Below are 24324 nucleotides of genomic sequence, written 5' to 3' on the forward strand. Positions count from 1 at the left end.
GGATGGTGTAGTTGTAGTGCCGAGGACAAGCCGTTCGTCCTATTACCGACTCGGCCCGCGCCTGCCATTTCGGGCAACGCGGGTCAAGGTGCAGAATTCAGAGGAAAGAACCGCGCTGGTTCGGTTCTCTCAAGGAGGCCGCTCATGACCGCTCGCACCCCTGATGCCGAGCCGTTGCTCACCCCTGCCGAGGTCGCGACCATGTTCCGCGTCGACCCCAAGACGGTCACGCGCTGGGCCAAGGCAGGCAAGCTCACGTCCATCCGCACGCTGGGCGGCCACCGCCGCTACCGCGAGGCGGAGGTACGTGCGCTGCTCGCGGGCATTCCGCAGCAGCGCAGCGAGGCCTGACCGGCACTTTTGGACGCCGTCCCCCTTTGCGGCGCCCGGTCCCGGCAGATCGCCTGCCCCCATCAGGCATCCCACGGGACCCAGCTCCACCGGCTCCATCAGCAGTGCTTCGGCAGTTGCTTCGTATGACGCGGATCCCGCCGGATCCGCACCAGCAGGACAGCAGGACCACAGCAGCACCACAGCTTCACCGTGATCGCATCGGACTCCGCCGGGTCCGGTGCGATCCGTTTTTGTGCCGTGTTCGTGCCCTCTTTCGTGCCTTGGCACCACGTCCCGGACGTGGTGCCATTGCACATATTAAATCGACGCCCTTCCGGAGGGCGTCGGGTTCCGTGATTCCGGAACGACTTCACGTGACTCCCGTCACATGCCACGGGCTTGTGGATCTTGCGTACGGTGCGGTAGTGAACTCCCGCGCCGGAAGGGGGTGTCGGGAGGACGAAGGCATACAAAAAGACCCGGCTCCTTGCGGAACCGGGTCTCCGGGTTGAACGTGTGCGGTAACTCTTGCGGTCCTGACGGGATTTGAACCCGCGGCCTCCACCTTGACAGGGTGGCGAGCACTCCAAACTGCTCCACAGGACCTCGCTGCGGAACAGACTCTACAGCAGGTCAGGGGGTGCGGTCGAACTCGATCACGAGAGGGGCCGCGGTCAGGCCCAGGCGGCGTCCAGGGCCTTGAAGACGCGCTTGTCGGAGACCGGGAAGGCCGTGCCCAGGGCGTGGGCGAAGTAGCTCACGCGCAGCTCCTCGATCATCCAGCGGATGTCGCGGACCGACGCCGGGACGGGACGGCCGGCGGGCTGCGCGGCCAGCAGTTCGGCGTACTCCGACTGGATCTCGCGGACCTTCTCCATCCGGGTGGCGTCGCGCTGGGCGCCCGTCGGCATCTGCTGGAGGCGGCGGTCGGCGGCCACCAGGTAGCGCATGACGTCCGGGAGGCGCTTGAGGCCCGCCTCGGTCACGAAACCGGGGCGTACGAGGGCCGCGAGCTGCTCGCGGACGTCGGCGGTGTTGGCCAGCAGCGCGGGGCTCGTGGTGTCCTTCAGACGGCGCTCGCAGGAGTGCCAGGCGGCCAGCACCTGCTGGACCTGGCGGACCGTGCGGACGGTCAGCTCGACCAGGTCCGCGCGCACCGCGTCGTAGAGCTTGCGATAGCCCTCCTCGTCCCACGCCGGGCCGCCGTGGTCGGCGATCAGCCGGTCCGCGGCGGCGGTGGCGCAGTCCTCGAAGAGGGCCTGGACGCTGCCGTGCGGATTGCGGGACAGATTCAGCTTCTGCTGGTTGGAGAGCTGGTCGGCGACGAACTTCGCCGGGTTGACCGGGACGTTCAGCAGGATCAGCCGGCGCGTGCCGCGCCACATCGCCGCGGCCTGCTCCGGCTCGGTGTCGAAGAGCTTGACCGCGACCGTGGCGCCCTCGTCGACGAGCGCCGGATACGCCTTGACCGGCTGCCCCGCGCGCCGGGTCTCGAAGGTGCGCGGGAGCGCGCCGACCGTCCAGTCCTTCAGGCCCGTGCGCTGCTCCACGGAGGCCAGCGCGGGGTCCGAGGCACGCTCGAAGGCCTTGGTGATGGCCGCGCGCGTCTTCGGCTTCAGACGCAGCTTGAGCGCCTCCAGGTCCTTGTCCTCGGCGACGGTACGGCGCCGCTCGTCGAGGACCCGGAAGGTGACCTTCAGGTGGTCCGGCACCTTCGCCAGATCGAAGTCCTCGGCGGCCACCGGCACACCGACCATCCGCTGCAACTCCCGTGCCAGCACGGACGGCAGGGGGTCGGGCCCGGCGACCGCCCGCTCCAGGAACGCCTTCGCGTAGTTCGGCGCGGGCACGTAGTGCCGGCGGATCGGCTTGGGCAGCGAGCGGATCAGCTCGGTCACGACCTGCTCGCGCAGGCCCGGGATCTGCCAGTCGAAGCCGTCCGGCACCGCCTGGTTGAGCACCTGGAGCGGGACGTGCACGGTCACGCCGTCGGCGTCCGCGCCCGGCTCGAACTGGTAGGTGACACGGAACTTGAGCGAGCCCTGCCGCCACGAGTCCGGGTAGTCGGCCTTGGTGACCGCCTCCGCGTTCTCGTTGATCAGCATCGAGTGCTCGAAGGTCAGCAACTCCGGCTCTTCGCGCCGCCGGTGCTTCCACCAGGAGTCGAAGTGCGCGCCGGACACGACGTGTTCGGGGATCCGGGCGTCGTAGAAGTCGTACAGCGTCTCGTCGTCCACCAGGATGTCGCGGCGCCGGGCGCGGTGTTCCAGCTCCTCGACCTCGCCGAGCAGCTTGCGGTTGTCCTGGAAGAACTGGTGGTGGGTGCGCCAGTCGCCCTCGACCAGGGCGTTGCGGATGAACAGCTCGCGGGAGATCTCGGGGTCGATGCGCCCGTAGTTGACCTTGCGCTGCGCCACCAGCGGCACGCCGTACAGCGTCACCTTCTCGTACGCCATCACCGCCGCCTGGTCCTTCTCCCAGTGCGGCTCGCTGTAGCTGCGCTTGACCAGGTGCTGGGCGAGCGGCTCGACCCACTCCGGCTCGATCTTCGCGTTGACCCGCGCCCACAGCCGGGAGGTCTCCACCAGCTCCGCGGACATGATCCACCGCGGCGGCTTCTTGAACAGCGCCGAACCCGGGAAGACCGCGAACTTCGCACTGCGGGCGCCCAGGTACTCGTTCTTCGCCTCGGGATCCTTCAGCCCGATGTGCGACAGCAGACCCGCCAGCAGCGACTGGTGCACCCGCACCGGATCGGCCGCGTCGTCGTCCGACGCCGGCTCGGTCACGGTGATGCCCATGGACTTCGCGACCTGCTTGAGCTGGCTGTAGATGTCCTGCCACTCGCGGATCCGCAGGTAGTTCAGGAACTCCCCGCGGCACGTCCGGCGGAAGGCCGACGACGACAACTCCCGCTGCCGGCCCCGGACGTACGTCCACAGGTGCAGGAAGGACAGGAAGTCGCTGCCCTCGTCGCGGAACCGGGCATGGCTCTGGTCGGACTGCTGCTGCTTGTCCGCGGGCCGCTCGCGCGGATCCTGGATCGACAGCGCCGCCGCGATCACCATCACCTCGCGCACGCAGCCGTTGCGCTCCGCCTCCAGCACCATACGGGCCAGCCGCGGGTCCACGGGCAGCTGCGCGAGCTTGCGGCCGGTCTGCGTGAGCCGCTTGCGCGGATCCTTCTGGGCCGCGTCCAGCGCGCCCAGCTCCTCCAGCAGCTGCACACCGTCCTTGATGTTGCGGCTGTCCGGCGGATCGATGAAGGGGAAGCGCGCGATGTCGCCGAGCCCGGCCGCGGTCATCTGCAAGATGACCGAGGCCAGGTTCGTCCGCAGGATCTCCGCGTCCGTGAACTCCGGACGGGAGAGGAAGTCCTCCTCGTCGTACAGCCGGATGCAGATGCCGTCCGACGTACGGCCGCAGCGCCCCTTGCGCTGGTTGGCGCTCGCCTGGCTGATCGGCTCGATCGGCAGCCGCTGCACCTTCGTACGGTGGCTGTAGCGCGAGATACGGGCCGTGCCCGGGTCGACCACGTACCGGATGCCGGGGACGGTCAGCGACGTCTCCGCGACGTTCGTCGCCAGCACCACCCGGCGCCCCGCGTGCTGCTGGAAGACCCGGTGCTGCTCGGCCGACGACAGCCGCGCGTACAGCGGCAGCACCTCGGTGTGCCGCAGATTCCTCTTGCCCAGCGCGTCCGCCGTGTCGCGGATCTCCCGCTCGCCCGACAGGAAGACCAGGATGTCGCCCGGCCCCTCCGCCTGCAGCTCGTCCACCGCGTCGCAGATCGCCGTGATCTGGTCCCGGTCCGCGTCCTCGCCGCCCTCTTCGAGCAGCGGGCGGTACCGCACCTCCACCGGATACGTCCGGCCGCTCACCTCGACGATCGGGGCGTCCCCGAAATGCCGCGAGAAACGCTCCGGGTCGATCGTCGCCGACGTGATGACGACCTTCAGGTCCGGGCGGCGCGGCAGCAGCTGGGCCAGATAGCCCAGGATGAAGTCGATGTTCAGGCTGCGCTCGTGCGCCTCGTCGATGATGATCGTGTCGTACGCGCGCAGCTCGCGGTCCGTCTGGATCTCCGCGAGCATGATGCCGTCCGTCATCAGCTTGACCAGGGTCTGCTCGCCGACCTGGTCGGTGAAGCGGACCTTCCAGCCGACCGCCTCGCCCAGCGGCGACCGCAGCTCCTCCGCCACCCGCTCGGCGACCGTACGGGCCGCGATCCGGCGGGGCTGCGTGTGCCCGATCAGGCCGCGCACCCCGCGGCCCAGCTCCAGGCAGATCTTCGGGATCTGCGTCGTCTTGCCCGAACCCGTCTCACCCGCGACGATCACCACCTGGTGGTCGCGGATCGCCGCGAGGATCTCGTCCCGCTTCTGGCTCACCGGGAGCGCGGCGGGGTAGGTGATCTCCGGCACATTCGCCCTGCGGGCGGCTATACGCTGCTCCCCGCGGTCGATCTCCCGGTCGATCTCGGCGAGCACGGCGTCGCGCGCCTCGGCCTTCCTGATCCGCCGGACGCCCTCCAGCCGCCGCCCGAGCCGCTGCTCGTCGCGCAGCGAGAGTGCGGGGAGGCGGCGGGCCAGGTCGTGGGTTGCGTAAGTAGACATACGGTCCTCATGCTCGCACCTGCGGTGGGCCTGGAGCGAACCCATTTCGCCGGGCGGCGGCGCCGTGAGCTCGCGGCTGCGCCGCGGGGTGCCCGGCGCGGTGGCGGGGGATGTCGCCCGGCGGGCGTAACTGCGGGGGCGCGGGGGGCGGGGGGTGGTTAGCGTGGCGGGTATGAGGGCGAGGGCGGCGGCGGGGTGGAAGGGGCTCCGCAGCTCACCCTTCTGGCCCGCCTGCGTGCTGGTCGTCCTGATCGCCGCCGCCGCGGGCCTGTTCGCCGGCTCGTACACGTACGCCATGGCGAATCCGACGCCGCGGTTCATCCCGACGGCCGTCACCGGCATCCCGACCTCGCAGGTCAAGCGCGCGGAGTTCGTCGCGGGGATGGAGAAGGCGCTGGGGGCGTCGCTCAAGCTGCACCACTACGACACGTTCGCGCAGGCGAAGGACGCGGTCGAGGAGCAGCGGGTCTTCGCGATCCTGCGCGAGCCGGGCCGGGCGGAGGTGGGGGAGGCGATGGACGCGCCGCGGCTGTACGTGTCGTCGGCGTCCGGCGCGAGCGTCGCCGAGCTGCTCGCGCAGACCGCGCCCGCGGTGGGCGGCTCGATCGGCGTGCCGGTGACTGTCAGCGACATCAACCCGCTGCAGAAGGGCGACCCGCGGGGGCTGGCGATCTTCTACATCTCGCTGGCCGCCGTGATCCTCGGCTTCGTCGGCGCGATCCAGCTCAGCGTGCACGCGCGTGCCCTCAACCCCGCGGAGCGCATCGCGTTCATCGTGGCGTACGCGATGCTCGGCGGTTTCTCGATCGCCGCGGTCGTGGACTGGGGGCTGGGGGCGCTGCGGCTGCCGTTCGCGGAGTCGTGGGCGATCCTGGCGTTCACGATGTTCACGTCGGGCATGGTCTTCACGATGTTCAACACGCTGGTCGGGCGGTGGGCGATGCTGCCGACGTGGGGCCTGATGGTGCTGCTCGGCAATCCGTCGTCGGGCGGGGCGGTGTCGTGGCCGCTGCTGCCGTCGCTGCTGGGGCGGATCGGGCGGTGGCTGCCGCCGGGCGGGTCGGTGAACGCGCAGCACACCGCCGTCTACTTCGGGGGGCACCAGCACGCCTTCCCGTTCCTGGTGCTCGCGGGGTGGGCGGCGGTGTCGACCGCGGTCTTCGTGGGGTGGCGGCACCGGCATCCGGGCGGGCGCTGACCCGTACCGCCGGAAAACGGTGGAGGCCCCGCTCCACCAGGGAACGGGGCCTCCACCGTGCGGTGGCTGGGGCCGGGGTCGAACCGGCGACCTACCGCTTTTCAGGCGGTCGCTCGTACCAACTGAGCTACCCAGCCGCAGCGGTCCTGACGGGATTTGAACCCGCGGCCTCCACCTTGACAGGGTGGCGAGCACTCCAAACTGCTCCACAGGACCTTGCTGTACTGCTCTGCACTGCTTGTGTGCGGAACAAGTCTGACACACCAGGTGCCATGCTCTCGCACGGGTTTCGCGACCCTCCGGAGGACCTTGCCCTCCGTGACCGGCCGGGCACCGCCCGCAGGCCGTTGTCGCTGGATCAGCGTATCAGACCTGCGAGGGCGTCCCGAAACGCATGATCAGCCGGTCGCGGCGGCGCCCCCGTAGTACGCCTCGACGGGGGCGCGGGCCTCGTCGAAGAGGGCGGGGCCGCCCAGCGGGACGGTCGGCCAGGCGCCGGACTCCGGGTGGAGGGCGACGAGCTGGCCGGTGGACAGGGCGTACACGACGCGGCCGAGGCCGGAGCGCATGATCGCGCCCGCGCACATCGAGCAGGGCTGGCAGCTGGTGTACATGGTCGTGCGGCCGGCCTCCTCCGCGTCCAGCTCGCGGGCGGCCCAGCGGGCGAGCTTCAGCTCGGGGTGGGCGGTGATGTCGCTGTCGCGCCGCACGGTGTTGTGGTCCTCGGCGAGCACGGTGCCGTCCGGTCCGGCCAGCAGGGAGCCGAAGGGCGCGTCGCCGGTCTCGACGGCGCGGGCGGCGAGCGCGATGGCCCGCCGCAGCAGCGCCTCGTCGGCGGGGGTCAGGACGGTGCCGGTGCCCGGGTCGGAGCCGGTGCCGGGGTCCTGGGCGGACGACGGCTCGGGAGTGGGCCCGGGAGTGGGCTCCGGGGCGGGCGAGGGGTCGGTCATGGGGCGGTCCTCCGGTGGGCGGCGAGGGCGGCGAGGGCCTGCCAGGCCGGTTCGGGCGTACGGGTCTGCTCCGGGTCCCCGTGGTACGGGTCGAGGACGACGGCGGTGGCGCCGAGGCGTTCCAGTTCGGCGAGGTCGCCGGCTATCTGGTCGAGCGTGCCGACCCCGGCGGGACGGTCGGGGCCGGTGACGGGGGCGTCGGTCACGTCGAGGGCGATCCGGGGCGCGAGCGCGGGCAGGTCGGGGTGCTCGGCGAGGGTGGCGCGCAGCCGGGGCAGGGCGAGGCGCAGAGGGTGCCACGCGTCGCCGTGCCGGACGGCCCGCCGGATCGCCGCCCGGCTGCTGCCGCCGACCCACAGCGGTACGGGTGTCGCGCCGCCGGGCCGCGCCTCGTGCAGCGCGGCCAGGTGCGCGTCGGTGAGGCGGCCGCGGTCGGCGAAGGGCACGCCGAGGGCGGCGAACTCCTGCGGGGACCAGCCCACTCCGACGCCGAGCACGAACCGTCCGCCGCTGAGCTGCTGCAGGCCCTCCGCCATACGGGCGACCAGCAGCGGGTGGCGGTAGGGCAGCACGGTCACGGTGGTGCCGAGCCGTACGGAGCGGGTGAGGCCGGCCAGCCACGCGAGGGTCGTGAAGGGGTCGTAGAACGGTTCGGGGTAGCGCTCGGCGACGTCCGGGGTGACGGTCACGTGGTCGGACATCATGAGCAGGTCGTAGCCCAGCTCCTCGATCCGGATCGCCCATTCGCGCAGCACGCCCGGGTCGGTGCCCGGCCCGAAGTTCGGCACGTTGACGCCTAGTTGCATGGCGTCGAGGCTATCCCGGCGGATGCGCCGGACTGAAGGGACTTCTCGTGGTGACGGGAGCCTGTTGCGGTGAATCTCCCGGTAGTATCGGCGTATGGCCGGGAACCCCGATGAACTGGACGACGTGGACTGGGCGATCGTCGGACAGCTCCAGCACGAGGCGCGGCTCTCGTTCAGCGAGCTGGGGCGACGGGTCGGGCTGAGCGCGTCGGCCACCACCGAGCGGGTGCGGCAGCTGGAATCCCTCGGCGTCGTCACCGGCTACCACGCGGCCGTGGACCTCACGAAGGTCGGCTACCCCGTGCTCGCCGTCGTCCGCCTGAAGTACCCCGGCAACCGCCACCAGCCGCTGCACCGGCTGCTCACCGACCGCCGGGAGATCCTGGAGTGCCTGCGCACGACCGGTGACGACTGCTACACGCTCAAGGTCGCGGCCACCTCGATGGAGCACCTGGAGACGCTCGTGGACGAACTCGCCGGATTCGGCAGCACGACCACGAGCGTCGTCTACCGGCAGACGCTGCCCTTCCGGGGCCCGGCGCGGCCCTGAGCGTGGTCAGCGGCGGGCCGTCACCGTCATGTCGGCGTGCCCGACGACATGGCCCGACATCGTGAACGTCGTGACGGTCGCGGGCGTCTCGGCGGGCAGCTCCAGGGACGGCACGTCCAGCGCGTAGACCGTGATCCGGTAGTGGTGCGTGACGTCCCCGGCGGGCGGGCACGGGCCCAGATAGCCCTTCGCCCCGGCGTCGTTGGTGCCCACCACGCTGCCCGCGGGCGGGGTCGCGCCCAGGGCGCGGGCGGACGCCGGGATGTCCCACGTCTCCCAGTGCCAGAAGCCCGCGCCCGAGGGCGCGTCCGGGTCGTACATCGTCACCGCGTAGCTGCGGGTGCCCGCGGGCGCGCCGTGCCAGGACAGCCGCACCTGCCGGTTGCCGCCCGCGCAGCCGAAGGCGTTCGCCCAGGTGTCGGCGGGGAAGGTGCCGTGGTCGCGGACGTCGGGGCTGGTCACGGTGAAGCGCGCGGCACCCTGCGGGACGCCCGAGCGGATCTGCTGGTGGCCGTACGCGGGCTGCCGGGGCGAACTGCTGTGCGCGGTGACGGCGCCGGCCGCGGCGACGGCGACGGTGGCGGCCGCGACGGCGGTGGCGGTACGGGCGCTGCTCCTCATGGGGTCCTCCGGTGTGCTCGTGATCGGTGGGGCTCCACGATCGGGCGGTGCGGGGAGGGCGGGGAAGGCCGCGCGGAACCTGGCATCCGCAGTGCCAGGCTCCCGGGCGTATCCCGGTGGACGGTGGGGCGCGGCGGCGCCGATCATGGGCCGCATGAACGGCACGGCGGAGCGCGGGCAGGGGCGGGGCGGCGGGCCGCGGCGCCCCGAACTGGCGGAGTTCCTGCGGGCGATGCGCGCCCGGCTCACCCCGCACGACGTGGGCCTGCCGGACGCCGGGCGGCGCCGCACCCCCGGACTGCGGCGGCAGGAGGTCGCGCAGCTCGCCGCCGTCAGCATCGACTGGTACATCCGGCTGGAGCAGGGCCGGGTGGGCGTCCCCGGCACCGCCGTGCTGGACGCCGTGGCCGGGGCCCTGCGGCTGACACCGAGCGAGCGCCAGCACCTGCACCTGGTCGCACGGGGCGAGGCGCCGCCGATCGCGTACGCGCCCGTGCCCGTCGCCGACTCGCTGCGGATCCTGCTGGACGGCATGCCGCTGTGGCCCGCGTACGTCGTCGACTTCCGGATGGACGTCCTGGCGTGGAACGCCGCCGCCTCCGCCCTCTTCGGCGAGGACTTCGGCACGGGCGCCGCTGCCAACACCGCGTGGCTGCTCTTCGCCCCGGGCTCGCGGCTGCGCGCCGCCCAGCTCGACTGGCAGCGCGTGGCCCGCGAGACGGTCGGCAACCTGCGGGCCCAGTCCGCCCGCCACCCCGACGACCCGCGCCTGCGCGCGCTGGTGGCCGAACTGCGCTCCGTGAGCCAGGAGTTCGCCGCCTGGTGGGACGACCACACGGTCCGCACCCGCAGCCACGGCACGAAGCGCCTGCGGCACGCGGTGGTCGGCGAACTGACCGTCCGCTACGACGTGCTGGCTACGTGCGACGGCTCCGAGCAGTACCTGGTGGCCGTCACCCCGGCGGACCCCGCCACCGAACGCGGCCTGCGCCGCCTGCTGTCGGACCGCGGCGGACTGCACGGGGCGGACAACGTGCGGGCGATCGGGGCGTAGGGCCCGCGCGGGCTAGCCCTCGCGGGCCGCCAGCAGCGCCGCCAGCTGGCGGAGCGGTTCGGGGCCGAAGACGCGCAGGACGACCGTTTCCGCGCCCGCCGCCACCAACTCGTCCATGCGCGCGGCGGCTTGCCCGGCCGTACCGGAGACGCTGAAGAGTTCGTCCAGCGACTTGCCCAGCCACGCGCCCTGACCTGTGAGGAAGTTCCGCAGCGCCGCCGCCGCGCGGTCCGGGTCGTCGTCCACCGCGGCCGCCGCGTACGCGATGACGCCGAAGCCGTCCCCGGCGCCGCCTTTGCGGGCCAGCTCCCACGCCGTACGGACGTCGTCCGGGCCGTGCCCCTCGGCGATCAGCGTGCCGTCCGCGACCCGCCCCGCCAGCTCCAGCGAGCGCGGCCGCACCACCCCGGCGACGACCGGCGGCGCAACCTCCGGCGGATGCACCAGCCGCACTCCGTCGAGCCGCACCTCGCGCCCGTCCAGCTCGACCTTCTCGCCGCGCAGCAGTGCCCGCACCGCCGTGATCGTCTCGTCCAGCATCGCCAGCGGCGACCGCGGGGCGGCGCCCACCTGCGCCATCCAGTTCGACGCGCCGTGCCCGATCCCGGCGACCAGCCGACCCGGGAACGCCCGCTCCAGCGTGGCCAGTTCCATCGCCAGCAGGGCGGGGCTGCGCAGCGGCGCGGGCGCGATCCCGATCCCGACCCGGATCCGCGTCGTCGCCCCCAGCGCGATCGCGGCGGCGGACACACCGCCGTTCCACCCCAGGTCCTCGACGACCCACAGGTCGTCCAGCCCGATCTCCTCCGCCTGCCGCGCGAAGCCGGCGAGCCCGGCCGGATCCCACTCGCGGTCGTACATCACGCCGATGCGCACGTTCGTCATGCAGGGAACCTACGTCCGCCTCCACCGGCGATCAACGCCCCACCGGTCCCGACCTCGAGGCGGCGCCCCGGCTCACCCCGCCGCGGGCGTGACGTCCCCCGCGGGCACGTACAGCTGCACGTCCCGCGCGGTGGTGAGCGGCATGACCCGCCCCATCCCGACCTCCCGGAAGTGCTCCGACGCGCGGTGCGCCGCGAACGCCGCCTCGTCCGCGTACCGTTCGATGCTCACGAACCGGCCGGGCGCCTCCTCGGACCGCAGCACCTCGAAGGACAGGCAGCCGTCCTCTTCCCGGCACGCCGCCCCGAACTCGCCCAGGATCCGTGCGAATCCTTCGGCGTCCTCCGGCTCGCAGACCATCGTGGCAACGACAAGCACATGCGCGTCCATCCCCTCACCCTAGCCAGGGGATGCCGGCGACCGCTTCGAGGCGGGTCACGCCACGGGGACCGGCGCACCGTCCCGGCGTGGGGCGGGGCGGTGCGCCGGTCGGTCAGGGGTGGTCGCGGAGGACGGCCGAGCCGCCGGGGGGGAGGGTGAGTCCGGCGGCGGGGATGGTGCGGGCGGTGAGGAGGTCGTGGCCCGTGGCGGGGACGGTGACGGGGGCGGCCGTGTGGTTGATCAGGAAGAGCCAGCTGCGGTCGCCGGAGGGGGCGTGGCGGCGGATCGCCTCGACGCCCGGCGGCACGGGGATCTCGGGGCGGACACCGGACTCGGTGAGCAGGCGGGCGACGAGGGCCGTGTAGGACGGGTCGTCGAGGCGGGTGGAGGCGTACCAGGCGGCGCCGGAGCCGTAGGCGTGGCGGGTCAGGGCGGGTGCGCCCGCGAGCGCGCCCTCGGTGTAGGAGGCGACGGCCTCGGCCGGGTCGGTGAGGCGCAGCAGCTCGCTCCACTCGGTGGCGTGCGAGCCGTCGGACAGGGGGGCCACCGTGTCGGCGGCGAGCGGGCGGTGCTCCTCGACCCGTACGCCGAGCGCGACGCGCAGCGGCTCCGCGGGGTAGCCGCCGAGCCGGGCGTGGTGGCGTTCGTCGACGACGCCCGCGAAGTGCTGGACGAGGAGCGTGCCGCCGCCGTGGACGTACGCCCGCAGGCGTTCGGCGTCGGCGTCGGAGAGCAGGAACAGGGCGGGGGCGATCAGGAGTTCGTAGCGGCCGAGGTCGGCGTCGGCGGGGTGGGCGAGGTCCGCGGTGATCCCGGCGTCCCACAACGCGCGGTGGGCGCGGCGCAGTTCGCGGTGGTAGTCCAGCGACGCGGAGGGCAGGCCCTGCCCGTCGAGCGCCCACCAGCAGTCGGAGTCGTGCAGCACGGCGGCCCGCGGCCGTACGACCGAGCCGGCCAGTTCGCCGAGCCGGGCGACCACCGCGCCCGTGTCGGTGACCTCGCGGAAGACCCGGGAGTCGGGCCCGGCGTGCGGGACCATTGCGGAGTGCCAGATCTCGGCTCCGGCGCGGGACTGGCGCCACTGGAAGAAGAGCGTGCCCTCCGAGCCGCGCGCGATGTGCGCGAGGGAGTGCCGCAGCAGCTCGCCCGGCTCCTTCGGCAGTGTGCGGTCGGCGGTGTAGACGGTGTTGGCGCCCTGCTCGATCAGCAGCCACGGCTTGCCACCGCCGAAGGAGCGGGCGCGGTCGGCGCCGAAGGCGGTGTCGGCGGCGGCGTCGAGGCCGGGCGAGGCGGGGTAGTGGTCGATGCCGACGACGTCCACCTCGCGGCCGAACGCCCACAGGTCCAGCACCTGGTAGCCGGGCAGCATCAGGTTGGTGGTGACGGGGCGGTCGGGCGTGGTGTGCGCGCGGATCGCGTCGCGCTGCTCGCGGTAGGCGTCGAGCGCGAGGTCGGACCAGAACCGACGGTAGTCCAGGGCGAGTCCGGGGTTGCGGTGCCACTGGGTGGCGCGCGGCGGCAGGATCTGCTCCCAGGAGCCGTAGCGCTGGCTCCAGAAGGCCGTTCCCCAGGCGTCGTTGACCGCGTCGAGGGTGCCGTGCCGAGCGCGCAGCCAGATCCGGAAGGCCGCGGCGGCGTGGTCGCAGTGGCACAACGTTGCGTACTCGTTGTGGACGTGCCACATCGCGACGGCCGGATGGTCGCCGTAGCGCCGCGCGAGCGCGTCCGCGATCCGCACGCAGGCCTGCCGGTAGGCGGGCGCGGCCAGGCAGTAGGTGTCCCGGCTGCCGTGTGTGAGGCGTACGCCCTCGGCGGTGACGGGCATCGCGTCGGGGTGCGCCAGGGTGAACCACGGCGGGGGCGAGGCGGTGGGCGTGGCGAGGTCCACGGCGACGCCGCCCGCGTGCAGGCGGTCCAGGTGCGCGTCGAGCCACGCGAAGTCGTAGCGGCCCTCCTCGGGTTCGAGCAGCGCCCAGGAGAAGACGCCGACCGTGACGAGGTTGACGTGTGCCCAGCGCATCAGGAGGTCGTCCTCCTTCCACACGGCCTCGTCCCACTGCTCGGGGTTGTAGTCCCCGCCGAAGGCGAGCCGTCCGCCGAGCCGCCGCACGACACCGTCGGTGGCCCCGCTCATGACACCGACTGCCTTGCCTCAAAAGCGGGTTGCGCACGGAGAGCGGGCATGGCGAAGCCTTTCGGGGACGGTGGAGGGCGAGCGGGAAGGGTTCAGCGCACCGGCGCGGGGCCCGTGCTCTCGCGCGGGGTGAGCACCGGGGTGAGCAGGCTGACCTCGGCGGTGGGCCGGTCGTCCAGCCGGTTCATCACCAACTGCACGGCCTGCCGACCGAGTTCGTGCGCGGGTCCGGTCACCGCGGTGAGCCGCGGCGAATACTGCTCGGCCAGCGGCTCGGGGCACAGCGCCACCACCGACGCGTCCTCGGGCACGACCCGGCCGCTGGTGCGCAGCAGGCTCAGCAGCGGGCCGATCGCGCCCTCGTTCTGCACCACGAAGCCCGTGGTGGCGGGGCGGTCGGCGAGGATCCTGGACAGCGCGCCCGCGGTGGACTCGTAGCTGCCCTCGCACGGGCGGTGCAGCACCCGCAGCCCGCGTTCTGCGGCGCGCGCGCGGAAGCCGCTGAGGGTGCGCTCGGCGTAACCGGCGTGCCGCTGGTAGACGGCGGGGGCGTAGCCGATGAAGGCGATGTCCTGGTGGCCGAGGTCGGCGAGGTGTTCGGCGCACAGCGCGCCCGCGTCCGCGAAGTCGTGGTCCACGCAGGCCAGTCCGGTGGTGTCGGCGGGGAGTCCGATGAGCGCGGCGTGCGTTCCGGTCTCGCGCAGCACGGGGATCCGGGCGTCGTCGAGCTCGACGTCCATCAGGATCACCCCGTCGGCGAGCCCGCTCGCGGCCACCCGGCGCAGCCCCTCCGGGCCCTCGTCGTTGGTGATCAGCAGCACGTCGTAGCCGAAGCTGCGGGCCGCGACCGTCACGGAGATCGCTATCTCCATCATGACCGGCACGTAGACGTCGGTGCGCAGCGGCACGACGAGCGCGATGATGTGCGAGCGCTTGCCGGCCAGCGCGCGGGCGCCCGCGTTGGGGTGGTACCCCAGGTCGCTGATCGCCTTCTCCACGCGCTCCCTGGTCGGGGTCGAGATGGAGCGCTTGCCGCTGAGGACATAGCTGACGGTGCTCGCGGAGACGCCCGCGTGCTTGGCCACCTCGGCCAAAGTCACCATGCTGGTGAACCCTTCGTGTCGTGCCGCTGGTTGTCCATGGTGTCGCCCGGGGGCCGGTCCCGTCACGCAGCGGGGGATGGGCGTGCGGGACCGGCCCTGTCTGGGGTGGGGCGGCGTCAGCCCTTGATCGCGCCGGTGAGCATGCCCTTCGCGAAGTGCTTCTGCATGAACGGGAAGACGATGGTGATGGGGAGCAGGGTGAGGACGACGACGGCCATCTGGAGGGACAGCGGGGCCGTCTGCGAGTGGCCGGCGACGCCGAAGCCGCTGTTCACCTGACCCGGCATGTTCATACCCCGGTTGACGTATTCGTACAGCACCATCTGCAGCGGCCACTTCTGGTTGTCGGCCGGCATGTAGAGCATGGCGTTGAAGAAGGTGTTCCAGTAACCGACCGCGTAGAACAGGGAGATGACGGCTGTCACCGCGCGGGAGGTGGGCAGCACGACCGACCACAGGATGCGCCACTCGTTGGCGCCGTCCATGCGGGCCGCGTCGATGAGTTCGCCCGCGGTGTTGGAGTAGAAGCTGCGCAGCACCAGGATGTTGAAGACGCTGACCGCGCTGGGCAGGATCAGCGCCCAGTACTGCCCGAGGCCGCCGAGCCCGTTGATGACCAGGAAGGTCGGGATCAGGCCGCCGTTGACGAACATCGTGACGACGAGCAGGAGCAGCAGGAAGCGGTGGCCGAGCGAGCGTGCGCGGGACAGCCCGTACGCGCACAGGATCGACACGGCCATCGAGATCGCGGTGCCGACCACCGTGATGCCCAGCGTCACGAACAGCGAGCGGCGCACCGTGCCGTCACTGAGCATCGTGGTGTACGCGTCGAGCGTGAGCCCGTCGGGGACGATGACCAGGCCGCCGGCCCGGTTGATCGCGCCCGGTGTGGAGAAGCTGGTGAGGATCACGCAGTACAGCGGCAGCAGGATGAGCAGCACCACGGCGCCGAGCGTGAGCCCCTTGGCGCCCTGGCCGACGGCGGACGGCGGCTCCTCCCACGCGGGGCGGTTCGGGTTGCGCCGGCGGGCGGGCACCCGCGCGGGGGGTGCGGTCAGAGTCGTCATTTCCGGTACAGTCCGTCCTCGCCGAAGCGGTGGGCCAGCTTGTTGGCACCCCAGATCAGCAGCAGCGAGATGACGCTCTTGAAGATGCCCGCGGCAGCGCCGTAGCTGTAGTTCTGGGTCCCGATGCCGTAGTAGAAGGAGAAGGTGTCGAGGACGTCGGCGGCGTCGTGGCCCACGGCGAAGCGCTGGACGAGCAGCTGCTCGAAGCCGACCGAGAGCGTGTTGCCGAGCCGCAGCACGAGCATCAGCACGATGACGCTGCGCATGCCGGGCAGCGTGATGTGCCACATCCGCCGCCAGCGGCCCGCGCCGTCGGACGCGGCCGCCTCGTACAGGTTCTGGTCGATGGCCGACAGGGCGGCGAGGAAGACGATGATGCCCCAGCCCGCGTCCTTCCACACCACCTGCGAGGTCACCAGCAGCGAGAAGGTGTGCGGGTTGGTCATCACGTCCCAGGTGCCCAGATCGTGCTGGCGCAGGAAGTGGTTGAGCAGGCCCGCGCCGCCCAGCATCTGCTGGAAGAGCGTGACGACGAGCACCCACGAGTAGAAGTGCGGCAGGAAGGTGATGGCCTGGATGACCGACCGCAGGCGGGAGTTGAGGACGGAGTTGAGCAGCAGCGCCAGCAGGATCGGGATCGGGAAGAACAGCACGAGCTGCACGGCGCTGATGTAAAGGGTGTTCTCCAGCGCGTGCCAGAACAGCGGGTCGCCGAAGAGCTGGCGGAACTGGTACAGCCCGACCCACTCGCTGTTCCTGATGCCGTCCAGCGGGTCGTAGTACTGGAAGGCGGTCACGGTGCCGAAGAGCGGCAGGTAGTTGAAGACGAGCAGCAGCGCGATGGCCGGCAGCGTCATCAGGATCAGCGACTTGTCGCGGCGCAGCCGGATCCGCCAGGTGAGCCGGTTCCGGTCGGGCAGGGCCGCGAGGGCCTGCCGGGCCTGCCGCCGGGCGGCGCGCCGGGAGGGCTTCCCGGCGGCGCCGCCCTCGGGACCGTCGCCCGGGTGCTGCTGTTCGTCCTCGCCCTGGTCGGCGACGGTCGAGGCCATGGTCCGATTCCCCTTACTGGCCCGTGCCGAGCTTGTCGAGGACGTTCGCCTGGTACCAGGCGACCATCGCGTCGCCGCCGCCGCTGCCCTTCCAGGTGCTGACCGCGTCCTGGAAGGCCGAGACCGGCTTGATGCCGTGGTAGACGTCCTTGATGGTGTCCTCGACGGCCTGCCCGGCGTCGGCGGTGGCGTAGCGCTGCGGCACGGTGATGTTCATGTTCCAGAACACCGGCTTGTAGGCGTACTTGGCCGCCTCCGCGTTCCACGCGCAGCGGTCCTTGGTGACCTGCGGGAAGTCCGGGTTGTTGATGACGTTGACCCCCGTCGCGAGGAAGGGGTACGTCTGCGCCTGCACGTCGGCCAGGCCCGCCTTGGTGGCCGTCGGGCCGCTGGCGCCCATCGTGAAGTCGGTACCCTCGACGCCGAAGTTGACCAGCTGGTACTCGACCGTGCCGTACGGCGCCGCCAGGTAGTCGGCGATCCGCAGGCACTCCTCGATCTGCGCGGGCCTGAGCTTGGCGTTGAGGTAGCTGAACTCGCCCGCAGAGGGACTGAGGAACAGCCGCGGCGCCTTGGTGCCGTCCGCCGAGAAGGGCTTGAACGAGCCCCGCCGGTAGTTCTTGTCGGCGGCCACGCCCGCCTGTGCGTCGGCCCCGTTCCAGGCGCCCGTGCCGTCACCGTTGATGAGGGCCTTGCCCGCGTAGAAGCGGGTCTTGGCGTCGTTGTTGTTGCCCGCCAGCGCGTCGGGGTGCATGTAGCCCGACTTGGCCAGCTTGTAGCACCAGTTGAGCGCCTCCAGCAGCTCGGGCTGCTCGTACTTGTGCACCAGCTTGCCGTCGGTGACGGTGAACTTCTGCGAGAAGTCGAAGATCTGGAACATGTACTGCCACACGTCGTCGAAGGCCCACACGCTGCCCTTGGCGTCGGTGAGTTCCTTGCCGAGGCTCATGAAGTCGTCGGCGGACTTCACGTCGTCGGGGTTGATGCCCTTGGCCTCGAAGACGTCGGCCCGGTAGTAGAACTGGCCGGGCAGGCCGAAGCCGGTGGAGAAGCTCGGTATGCCGTAGAGCTTGTCCTGCCACATGCCGGCCGTCCACGCGCCGGTCGGCAGCGCCGCCAGGTTCGGGTACTTCTTGACCTTGTCGCCCGCGAGGTAGGGCGTGAGGTCCGCGAGCTGGGTACCGCACAGCTCGCCGACCTTGAAGGTGGAATTCCACCAGCCCGGCAGCTGCACCCAGTCGGGCAGCTTGCTCGCGGCGGTGAGCGTGGTGATCGTCGTGTCGTACGTGACGCCGTTGGCGGGCTTCATCGTGAGCGTGGCGCCCAGCGCCTCGTTCATGGCCTTGTAGAAGGAGTTGCCCGCCGACGGGATGGTGCCCCACAGCGGGGTCAGCGTGGTGTACGTGCCGCCCGCGCCGGGCTTGTTGGCGACCGACTTCGCCGGACTGGACGGGTACTTGAGGAAACCGGGGTCGGTGACCGCCCCGGCGGCGCCGGTCGCCGAGGGGATGTCGGCCTGCACGGCGGTGCTCGGCACGTACGCCGGAAGGGCCGCGGCGGCGCCCTTCTTGGTGTTCGTACCGCCCTTGCGCTTGGTCTCGCTGTTCTTGCCACCGCCGCCGCACGCGGCGAGCAGCGGGGACAGCGCGGCGGTTCCGGCGACGGCGACCGCGCCGTTCACAAAGGATCTGCGGTTCAACTCGATGCTCATGATGGGGCGGCCCTTCGCCTGAGAGGTTCCGTGACGAGCGTCGTGCAAGGCAGGTGGGAGAAATCCTGGGCGTCGCAAGCGAGAGGGGATGCCGTCCGCATCAATCGAAGCGCTTCGACGTTGCGGTGAGAGTAACGACGGCCTACACGTTCGACAAGTAGTTGCGCACAAACTTTTCGGCGGTCGCCTCTTCGCCCACGTCAGGACGATATGAGCTGGTCAGGGCCGGTGAACCGGGCGCAGTAACGGGTTTCTTGGCCCTTGGTGATCATTCCTCGTGACATGGTTGACACGGCACCGGCCCGCATGTCAGCGTCGAAGCGTTTCACCTCGGGTGTGTGTCCGCGGGCCGCCGGGCGCGTTCGCGACGCCCGGCGGCCCGCCCGTCCCGGAGCCGCCCAGGACGCACGCTCCCCGCTGCCGCTGTCCCTTTGACGCGCCGGTGCCGTCCGCACCCGCACGCCCCCGTACGGCCTGCCCTGTCCTCCTCCAGTCGCGGCCCAACGCCGCACTTCGCAAGGGGTTTTCCGCTGTGAGTACCGTCTCCGTGCCCGCCGAGCTGCCCGCCGAGCCGCCCGCGGACCCGCCCGTGGACCCCGCCGTGCGGCAACTGCCCTTCCGCGACCCGGCGTTGCCGCTCACCGACCGGGTCGAGGACCTGCTCGGCCGGCTCACGGCCGCCGAACGCATCGCGATGCTCCACCAGTACGCCCCCGGCGTCCCGCGGCTGGGCGTCGGCGCCTTCCGCACCGGCACCGAGGCACTGCACGGCGTCGCCTGGCTCGGCACCGCGACCGTCTTCCCGCAGGCCGTCGGCCTCGGCGCCACCTGGGACGACGACCTGCTGCACGAGATCGCCACCGCCACCGCGACGGAGGTGCGCGCCTACCACCACCACCGCGCCCCCGCCCTCGGCGAGGGCCGCATCAGCCTCCAGACGTGGGCGCCCGTCGTGAACCTGCTGCGCGACCCGCGCTGGGGCCGCAACGAGGAGGGCTACTCCGAGGACCCGCTGCTGTCCGCGCGGCTCGGCCACGCCTTCTGCCGCGGCCTGGCCGGCGACGACCCGCAGCGGCTGCGCACCGCGCCCGTCCTCAAGCACTTCCTCGCCTACAACAACGAGGACGACCGCACCACCACCTCCTCCGGCGTGCGCCCGCGGGTGCTGCACGAGTACGACCTCGCGGCCTTCCGACAGGCCGTCGCCGAAGGCTCCGCGACCGGCGTCATGGCCGCGTACAACCTCGTCAACGGCCGCCCCTGCCACGTCACCCCGCTGCTGGAGAGCGAACTGCGGCGGTGGGCGGAGCCGACCGGGCGGGAGCTGTACGTCGTCAGCGACGCCGAGGCGCCGTCCAACCTCGTCGAGGACGAGCACTACTTCGACGACCACGCCGTCTCGCACGCGGCCGCGCTGCGCGCCGGCATCGACAGCTTCACCGACCACGCCGACGACTCCTCCGTGACCGTCGCCCGCGTCACCGACGCCGTGGAACGCGGACTGCTCACCGCCGCCGACATCGACCGGGCGGTACGCCGCCAGCTGTCGATCCGCTTCCGCCTCGGCGAGTTCGACCCGGACGGCGGCCCGTACGCGGACACCCCCTGGTCCGTCGTCGACTCCGCCGAGCACCGCGCGCTCGCGCTGCGCGCCGCGACGGAGGCGGTCGTGCTGCTCAAGAACGAGGCGGTGGGCGGCGGTTCGGCCCCGCTGCTGCCGCTCGCCGCGGACGGCAAGCGCGTCGCCGTCCTCGGGCCGCTCGCGGACAGCCTCTTCGAGGACTGGTACGCCGGCACGATGCCGTACCGCGTGACCGCGGCGGACGGGCTGCGCGAGGCCGTCGAGGCGGCCGGCGGCAGCACCGAGACGATCGAGGGCGTCGACCGTGTGGTGCTGCGGGCCGCCTCGACGGGCGGGCTGCTCGGCGCCTACGGGGACGACGCGCGGCTGTCGGCGGGAGCCGCCGGAAACGATGACGACGGGGCTCGCCCGGAAGGCGCCCTCTTCGACCTCTTCGACTGGGACCTCGGCGTGCTCACCCTGCGCAACGTGCGCACCGGACGCTACGCCGGGCTCGTCGACGCGGACGCCTCGCTCGCCGCCGACCGTGTCCAGCCCGCCGGGTGGGACGTGCACGAGACCTTCCGGCTCGAACCCGTAGGTGAGGCGGGCGCGTTGGCGCTGCGCGCGGTCCTCGGCGGAAGGTACGCGGTCGTGGACGCCGCCACCGGGGCGGTCGCCATGACCGCCGAACGGCTCGAGGACGCCGAGCAGTTCACCCTCACCGTCGTCCGGGACGGCGTCGCGCAGGCCGTCGAGGCGGCCGCGCGGGCGGACGTCGCCGTCGTCGTCCTCGGCAACGACCCCATCATCAACGGCCGCGAGACCGTGGACCGCGCCGGGATCACCCTCCCGCCCACGCAGGAACGGCTGCTGGCCGCCGTCGCCGCCGTCCGCCCCGAGACCGTGCTCGTCGTCATGAGCAGCTACCCGTACGCCGTGGACCGCGCCGAGGACAGCGTCCCCGCCGCGCTGTGGACCTCGCACGCCGGGCAGGAGACCGGGCACGCGCTCGCCGCCGTCCTCCTCGGCGACGCCGACCCCGCCGGCCGCCTCCCGCAGACCTGGTACCGCGCCGACGACCCGCTGCCCGGACGGCTGGACTACGACATCATCAAGGCGGGCTGGACCTACCAGTACCACCGGGCCGCGCCGCTCCACCCCTTCGGACACGGACTGTCCTACACCGACTTCACCCTCTCCGACCTCAGCGTCCCGGCGGACGCCGTCGCCCAGGACGGCACCTTCACCGCGAGCGTCACCGTCACCAACACCGGTACGCGCGACGGCGTCGAGACCGTGCAGCTGTACGTACGGGCGACCGCCGCCGAGACCTACCAGGCACCGCTGCTCACACTCGCCGCGTACGGCAAGGTGCGGCTGGCCCCCGGCGAATCCGCGCGGCTGGACTTCCCGCTGGCCGCGGCGGAGGCGCTCGCGCACTGGTCCGTGCGGGAGGGCGGCTTCGCCGTCGAACCCGGCACGTACGAGGTCCTCGCGGGGCGGTCGGCGGGGGTGCTCCCGCTGACCGCGCCGCTCACCGTCCGCGGGCCCGCGCCCGCACCCCGTACCGTCGTCGGGCGCCGCGTCGCCGCGGTGGACTACGACGACCACGAGGGGGCGCGGCTCGTCGACGCGAGCCGCTCCGCGGGGGACGCGGTGGCGTCGGCGGGGGAGGCCGAACTCCTCTACCGCGCCGCGGACCTGGGTGGGGCCCGGCGCTTCAGCGCGGAGGTCGCGCTTGCCTCCGGCGAGGCCGCGCTGGACGTCCGCGCGTCCGGCTCGCTCCTCGGGAGCGTGCCGATCCCTGTGACCGGATCCCGGTACGACTGGACCTCCGTCTCCCTCGACCTGCCCGAGACGTCGGGCGTCCACGACCTCACCCTCACGGTGCGCGGCGCGGCTTGCGTGAGGTCCTTCACGTTCGAGGGCTAGCCCCTCGGACCCTGCGCGCTGCCGCGCGGGGTGCCCGTTTTCGGGCTGTGCGTGCCGCGCCGGGCGAGCGTTTTTAGGGGCGCGGGGAACTGCGCGACAAGCCCCCACCGGGGCGCGGGTAGTCGACCGGCCGAAAGGGGCAGTTCGGTCCGCTCCGGACCACCGGCCGGTGGTGGGTTGCTCGCGCAGTTCCCCGCGCCCCTGGGGGGTGCCCGGTGGCGCAACCGCGGCCCCTGGGGGTGGCCGGTGGCGCAACCGCGGCCCCTGGGGGTGGCCGGTGGCGCAACCGCGGCCCCTGGGGGGTGCCCGGCGGGGCATCCGCGCCCCCCGGTGGTTGCCCGGCGCGGCATTCGCGGCCCAGAACGCTCGCCGCCCTGCGCAAGGGTCGGGTCAGGCCCCCCGCAGGGGGCCCGCGGCGCAGGCGCGAGGTCGGTCCCCCGGGGTGGGGGGAAAACGACCGCGCCTGGTTAGGACGTGTTCACGTCATGGCCAGGGAGTGCCATGATGCTGGCGCACGGAGATTACCCGCCGGTAGGCGGGATGGGTGAGGACGGATCCCCGACCGCGTCAGGAGAGTTCGGCATGGCCTCTTACAGCAGGCGCACGTTCCTCGGTGGTGCCGCGGCGGTCGCCGCGGGGCTGAGCCTCGCGGACAGCCCGTACGCGTCCGCCGCCGCGTACGACCGCGCGCTGGCGACGACCGCCGCGCGGGCCGTGCGGGTGGCGGGGACCACGCTGGAGCAGGTCGCGACGCCCGCGGGCACGGGCCCGTACGTGCGGCTGGGGGCCGGGCCCGGCTGGCCGCTCGTGGTGCGGACGGAGCTGGCCGCGGGCGCCGCGGGCCGCGACGACCGCCGTACCGGCCTCGCCTCCTTCGTGCAGTTCACCGACCTGCACCTGGCGGACACCGAGTCTCCGGTGCGGTTCGAGTACCTCGCGCCCTTCATCGACTCGGCGCACCGCCCGCACGAGACCCTGACCGTACGCGGCGCGTCCTCGCTCGTGGACCGGGTGAACGCGCTGGCCGGCGGCCCGTACACGGGGCAGCCCTTCTCGCTGGTGATGGCGACGGGCGACAACACCGACAACCACGAGCTCGTCGAGCTCGACTGGTACCTGTCGGTGATGAGCGGCGGCACGATCACCCCGTCCACCGGTGACACCGGCCGCTACGAGGGCGTGCAGAACTCCGGGTCGTCGAACTACTGGAACCCGGAGTCGTCCTTCCAGGACGACTACAAGACGAAGGGCTTCCCGCAGGTTCCCGGTTTCCTGAGCGCGGCGGGCCGCCCGTTCACCGCGACGGGCCTGCGCGCGCCCTGGTACACGACGGTCGGCAACCACGACGACAGCATCGAGGGCACCCTGCCGGACCTCGGGCTGCTGGGCTCCCTCTACACGGGCGGCAACAAGATCGAGGGCCTGGACTCCGCGACCGCAGCCAAGCTCGCGGACGCCATTCAGCACGACCCGGCGGCCGCCGTGACGCTGCTGGCCACGCTGCTCGCGACCGGCCCCGTCCGCAAGGTCACCCCGGACGCGCGCCGGGCGCCTTTCACCCCCAAGCAGTTCGCGGCCGCGCACCTCAACTCGGCCTACACCGGCTCGGGTCCGTACGGGCACGGCTTCACGCAGTCCGCGGCCGACAGCGGCAAGCTCTACTACACCTTCCCCGTCGCCCCCGGTGTGCTCGGCGTCAGCCTGGACACCACCAACCGGGCGGGCTGGGCGGACGGTTCGATCGGCACCACGCAGCTGAAGTGGCTGGAGTCGGTGCTCCAGGCCACCAGCACGCACTGGTACGACAGCGACGGCAACGTGGTGCGGCGCGGCTCGCAGGACCAGTACGTGCTGGTCTTCAGCCACCACACGAGCACGACGATGGGCAACACGCTGCCCGACCCGTACAACCTCTTCGAAGCCCGGCACAGCGGCGCCGAGTTGGTGTCGCTGCTCCAGCGCTACCCCAACGTCCTGGCGTGGGTGAACGGGCACACGCACGCGAACCAGATCACCCCGCACGCGCACGCCGTCGCCGAGCGGTCCTTCTGGGAGATCAACACCGCCTCGCACGTGGACTTCCCGCAGCACGCCCGGGTCATCGAGGTGGCCGACAACGGCGACGGGACGCTGTCGCTCTTCACCACCCTCATCGAATCCGCCGCGCCCTACGCGACCGACTTCGGCGACACCTCCGAGCGCGGCCTCGCGGCGCTCTACCGCGAGCTGTCCTACAACGACCCCTACGCCACACCCGCAGACAAGATCGGCGCCGCCGGAGACCACAACACCGAACTGCTGCTGGCCCGTCCGGGCGCCTGAGCAGCGCACCGACGTGATCCCGGCGGGGGTTCCGCCATGGCCCCCGCC

Annotated in this window: 17 protein-coding genes and 3 tRNA genes; 6 read left to right on the forward strand and 14 right to left on the reverse strand. The window is 72.2% G+C overall.

The window, feature by feature from the left end; all coding sequences use genetic code 11:
• Positions 1-144: 144 nt before the first annotated feature.
• A complete protein-coding gene (gene bldC, locus ACH4PY_RS04915) occupies positions 145-351 on the forward strand; it encodes a developmental transcriptional regulator BldC (RefSeq protein ID WP_003949541.1) in 207 nt (68 codons plus the stop codon).
• Between the two features lie 513 nt (positions 352-864).
• Here the strand turns inward: bldC and ACH4PY_RS04920 are convergent.
• A tRNA-Asp gene (locus tag ACH4PY_RS04920) sits at positions 865-939 on the reverse strand.
• Positions 940-1007: 68 nt separating this feature from the next.
• A complete protein-coding gene (gene hrpA, locus ACH4PY_RS04925) occupies positions 1008-4949 on the reverse strand; it encodes an ATP-dependent RNA helicase HrpA (protein ID WP_398175914.1) in 3942 nt (1313 codons plus the stop codon).
• Positions 4950-5121: 172 nt separating this feature from the next.
• On the opposite strand from hrpA, the gene ACH4PY_RS04930 reads away from it, so the two are divergent.
• A complete protein-coding gene (locus ACH4PY_RS04930) occupies positions 5122-6147 on the forward strand; it encodes an ABC transporter permease (RefSeq protein WP_398175916.1) in 1026 nt (341 codons plus the stop codon).
• A 63-nt stretch (positions 6148-6210) separates the two neighbouring features.
• Here ACH4PY_RS04930 and ACH4PY_RS04935 read toward each other — a convergent pair.
• The 4 genes from ACH4PY_RS04935 to ACH4PY_RS04950 form a co-directional block, all read right to left on the reverse strand.
• Positions 6211-6284, reverse strand: a tRNA-Phe gene (locus ACH4PY_RS04935).
• Between the two features lie 4 nt (positions 6285-6288).
• A tRNA-Asp gene (locus ACH4PY_RS04940) sits at positions 6289-6363 on the reverse strand.
• Positions 6364-6545: 182 nt separating this feature from the next.
• On the reverse strand, positions 6546-7097 hold the full coding sequence (locus ACH4PY_RS04945) for a nucleoside deaminase (RefSeq protein WP_398175918.1): 552 nt from the start codon (positions 7095-7097) through the stop codon (positions 6546-6548).
• Positions 7094-7903 (reverse strand): LLM class flavin-dependent oxidoreductase, encoded by an 810-nt coding sequence (locus ACH4PY_RS04950; RefSeq protein ID WP_398175920.1) that lies wholly within the window; start codon positions 7901-7903, stop codon positions 7094-7096. Before ACH4PY_RS04950 ends, ACH4PY_RS04945 begins: the two co-directional genes overlap by 4 nt.
• A gap of 94 nt (positions 7904-7997) precedes the next feature.
• Between ACH4PY_RS04950 and ACH4PY_RS04955 the strand changes: the two genes are divergently transcribed.
• Positions 7998-8453 carry an Lrp/AsnC family transcriptional regulator gene (locus ACH4PY_RS04955; RefSeq protein WP_398175922.1) on the forward strand — a complete coding sequence of 152 codons (456 nt, stop codon included), beginning with the start codon at positions 7998-8000 and terminating at the stop codon, positions 8451-8453.
• Positions 8454-8459: 6 nt separating this feature from the next.
• Here ACH4PY_RS04955 and ACH4PY_RS04960 read toward each other — a convergent pair whose 3' ends face one another.
• A complete protein-coding gene (locus ACH4PY_RS04960; protein WP_398175924.1) occupies positions 8460-9074 on the reverse strand; it encodes a YbhB/YbcL family Raf kinase inhibitor-like protein in 615 nt (204 codons plus the stop codon).
• A gap of 154 nt (positions 9075-9228) precedes the next feature.
• Here ACH4PY_RS04960 and ACH4PY_RS04965 point away from each other — a divergent pair, with 154 nt between their 5' ends.
• Positions 9229-10128 (forward strand): helix-turn-helix transcriptional regulator, encoded by a 900-nt coding sequence (locus ACH4PY_RS04965; protein WP_398175926.1) that lies wholly within the window; start codon positions 9229-9231, stop codon positions 10126-10128.
• A gap of 12 nt (positions 10129-10140) precedes the next feature.
• Here the strand turns inward: ACH4PY_RS04965 and ACH4PY_RS04970 are convergent, their stop codons facing one another.
• From ACH4PY_RS04970 to ACH4PY_RS05000, 7 genes are all read right to left on the reverse strand, one after another.
• A complete protein-coding gene (locus ACH4PY_RS04970) occupies positions 10141-11013 on the reverse strand; it encodes an LLM class flavin-dependent oxidoreductase (protein ID WP_398175928.1) in 873 nt (290 codons plus the stop codon).
• A gap of 72 nt (positions 11014-11085) precedes the next feature.
• The gene (locus ACH4PY_RS04975; RefSeq protein ID WP_398175930.1) at positions 11086-11403 is read right to left on the reverse strand and encodes a putative quinol monooxygenase; all 318 of its coding nucleotides are present in this window, start codon (positions 11401-11403) and stop codon (positions 11086-11088) included.
• A gap of 103 nt (positions 11404-11506) precedes the next feature.
• Entirely contained in the window at positions 11507-13528 is a 2022-nt protein-coding gene (locus ACH4PY_RS04980) for a beta-galactosidase (protein ID WP_398175932.1), read from the reverse strand.
• Between the two features lie 92 nt (positions 13529-13620).
• Positions 13621-14631 (reverse strand): LacI family DNA-binding transcriptional regulator, encoded by a 1011-nt coding sequence (locus ACH4PY_RS04985; RefSeq protein WP_398175934.1) that lies wholly within the window; start codon positions 14629-14631, stop codon positions 13621-13623.
• Between the two features lie 116 nt (positions 14632-14747).
• Positions 14748-15698, reverse strand: coding sequence for a carbohydrate ABC transporter permease (locus ACH4PY_RS04990; protein WP_398175936.1), 951 nt, complete (start codon positions 15696-15698; stop codon positions 14748-14750).
• Complete coding sequence (locus ACH4PY_RS04995) at positions 15695-16747, reverse strand: ABC transporter permease (RefSeq protein WP_398175938.1); 1053 nt, start codon at positions 16745-16747, stop codon at positions 15695-15697. The genes ACH4PY_RS04990 and ACH4PY_RS04995 overlap by 4 nt, the downstream gene beginning before the upstream one ends.
• A gap of 13 nt (positions 16748-16760) precedes the next feature.
• Positions 16761-18458: an ABC transporter substrate-binding protein gene (locus ACH4PY_RS05000; protein ID WP_398175940.1), complete on the reverse strand. Its 1698-nt coding sequence runs from the start codon at positions 18456-18458 to the stop codon at positions 16761-16763.
• Between the two features lie 532 nt (positions 18459-18990).
• Between ACH4PY_RS05000 and ACH4PY_RS05005 the strand changes: the two genes are divergently transcribed.
• Together ACH4PY_RS05005 and ACH4PY_RS05010 are read left to right on the forward strand one after the other, a co-directional pair.
• On the forward strand, positions 18991-21954 hold the full coding sequence (locus ACH4PY_RS05005) for a glycoside hydrolase family 3 C-terminal domain-containing protein (RefSeq protein ID WP_398175942.1): 2964 nt from the start codon (positions 18991-18993) through the stop codon (positions 21952-21954).
• 582 nt (positions 21955-22536) lie between these two features.
• Positions 22537-24276 carry a TIGR03767 family metallophosphoesterase gene (locus tag ACH4PY_RS05010; RefSeq protein WP_398175944.1) on the forward strand — a complete coding sequence of 580 codons (1740 nt, stop codon included), beginning with the start codon at positions 22537-22539 and terminating at the stop codon, positions 24274-24276.
• The last annotated feature ends 48 nt before the right edge of the window (positions 24277-24324 follow it).

This window comes from Streptomyces sp. NPDC021224 (genome assembly GCF_044332905.1).
Lineage (GTDB): Bacteria > Actinomycetota > Actinomycetes > Streptomycetales > Streptomycetaceae > Actinacidiphila.

Bases quoted from the DNA above. Each gene is read 5' to 3' on its own strand.
- bldC (WP_003949541.1), top strand. From the start codon at position 145: ATGACCGCTCGCACCCCTGATGCCGAGCCGTTGCTCACCCCTGCCGAG.
- hrpA (WP_398175914.1), bottom strand. From the start codon at position 4,949: ATGTCTACTTACGCAACCCACGACCTGGCCCGCCGCCTCCCCGCACTC.
- ACH4PY_RS04930 (WP_398175916.1), top strand. From the start codon at position 5,122: ATGAGGGCGAGGGCGGCGGCGGGGTGGAAGGGGCTCCGCAGCTCACCC.
- ACH4PY_RS04945 (WP_398175918.1), bottom strand. From the start codon at position 7,097: ATGACCGACCCCTCGCCCGCCCCGGAGCCCACTCCCGGGCCCACTCCC.
- ACH4PY_RS04950 (WP_398175920.1), bottom strand. From the start codon at position 7,903: ATGCAACTAGGCGTCAACGTGCCGAACTTCGGGCCGGGCACCGACCCG.
- ACH4PY_RS04955 (WP_398175922.1), top strand. From the start codon at position 7,998: ATGGCCGGGAACCCCGATGAACTGGACGACGTGGACTGGGCGATCGTC.
- ACH4PY_RS04960 (WP_398175924.1), bottom strand. From the start codon at position 9,074: ATGAGGAGCAGCGCCCGTACCGCCACCGCCGTCGCGGCCGCCACCGTC.
- ACH4PY_RS04965 (WP_398175926.1), top strand. From the start codon at position 9,229: ATGAACGGCACGGCGGAGCGCGGGCAGGGGCGGGGCGGCGGGCCGCGG.
- ACH4PY_RS04970 (WP_398175928.1), bottom strand. From the start codon at position 11,013: ATGACGAACGTGCGCATCGGCGTGATGTACGACCGCGAGTGGGATCCG.
- ACH4PY_RS04975 (WP_398175930.1), bottom strand. From the start codon at position 11,403: ATGGACGCGCATGTGCTTGTCGTTGCCACGATGGTCTGCGAGCCGGAG.
- ACH4PY_RS04980 (WP_398175932.1), bottom strand. From the start codon at position 13,528: ATGAGCGGGGCCACCGACGGTGTCGTGCGGCGGCTCGGCGGACGGCTC.
- ACH4PY_RS04985 (WP_398175934.1), bottom strand. From the start codon at position 14,631: ATGGTGACTTTGGCCGAGGTGGCCAAGCACGCGGGCGTCTCCGCGAGC.
- ACH4PY_RS04990 (WP_398175936.1), bottom strand. From the start codon at position 15,698: ATGACGACTCTGACCGCACCCCCCGCGCGGGTGCCCGCCCGCCGGCGC.
- ACH4PY_RS04995 (WP_398175938.1), bottom strand. From the start codon at position 16,747: ATGGCCTCGACCGTCGCCGACCAGGGCGAGGACGAACAGCAGCACCCG.
- ACH4PY_RS05000 (WP_398175940.1), bottom strand. From the start codon at position 18,458: ATGAGCATCGAGTTGAACCGCAGATCCTTTGTGAACGGCGCGGTCGCC.
- ACH4PY_RS05010 (WP_398175944.1), top strand. From the start codon at position 22,537: ATGGCCTCTTACAGCAGGCGCACGTTCCTCGGTGGTGCCGCGGCGGTC.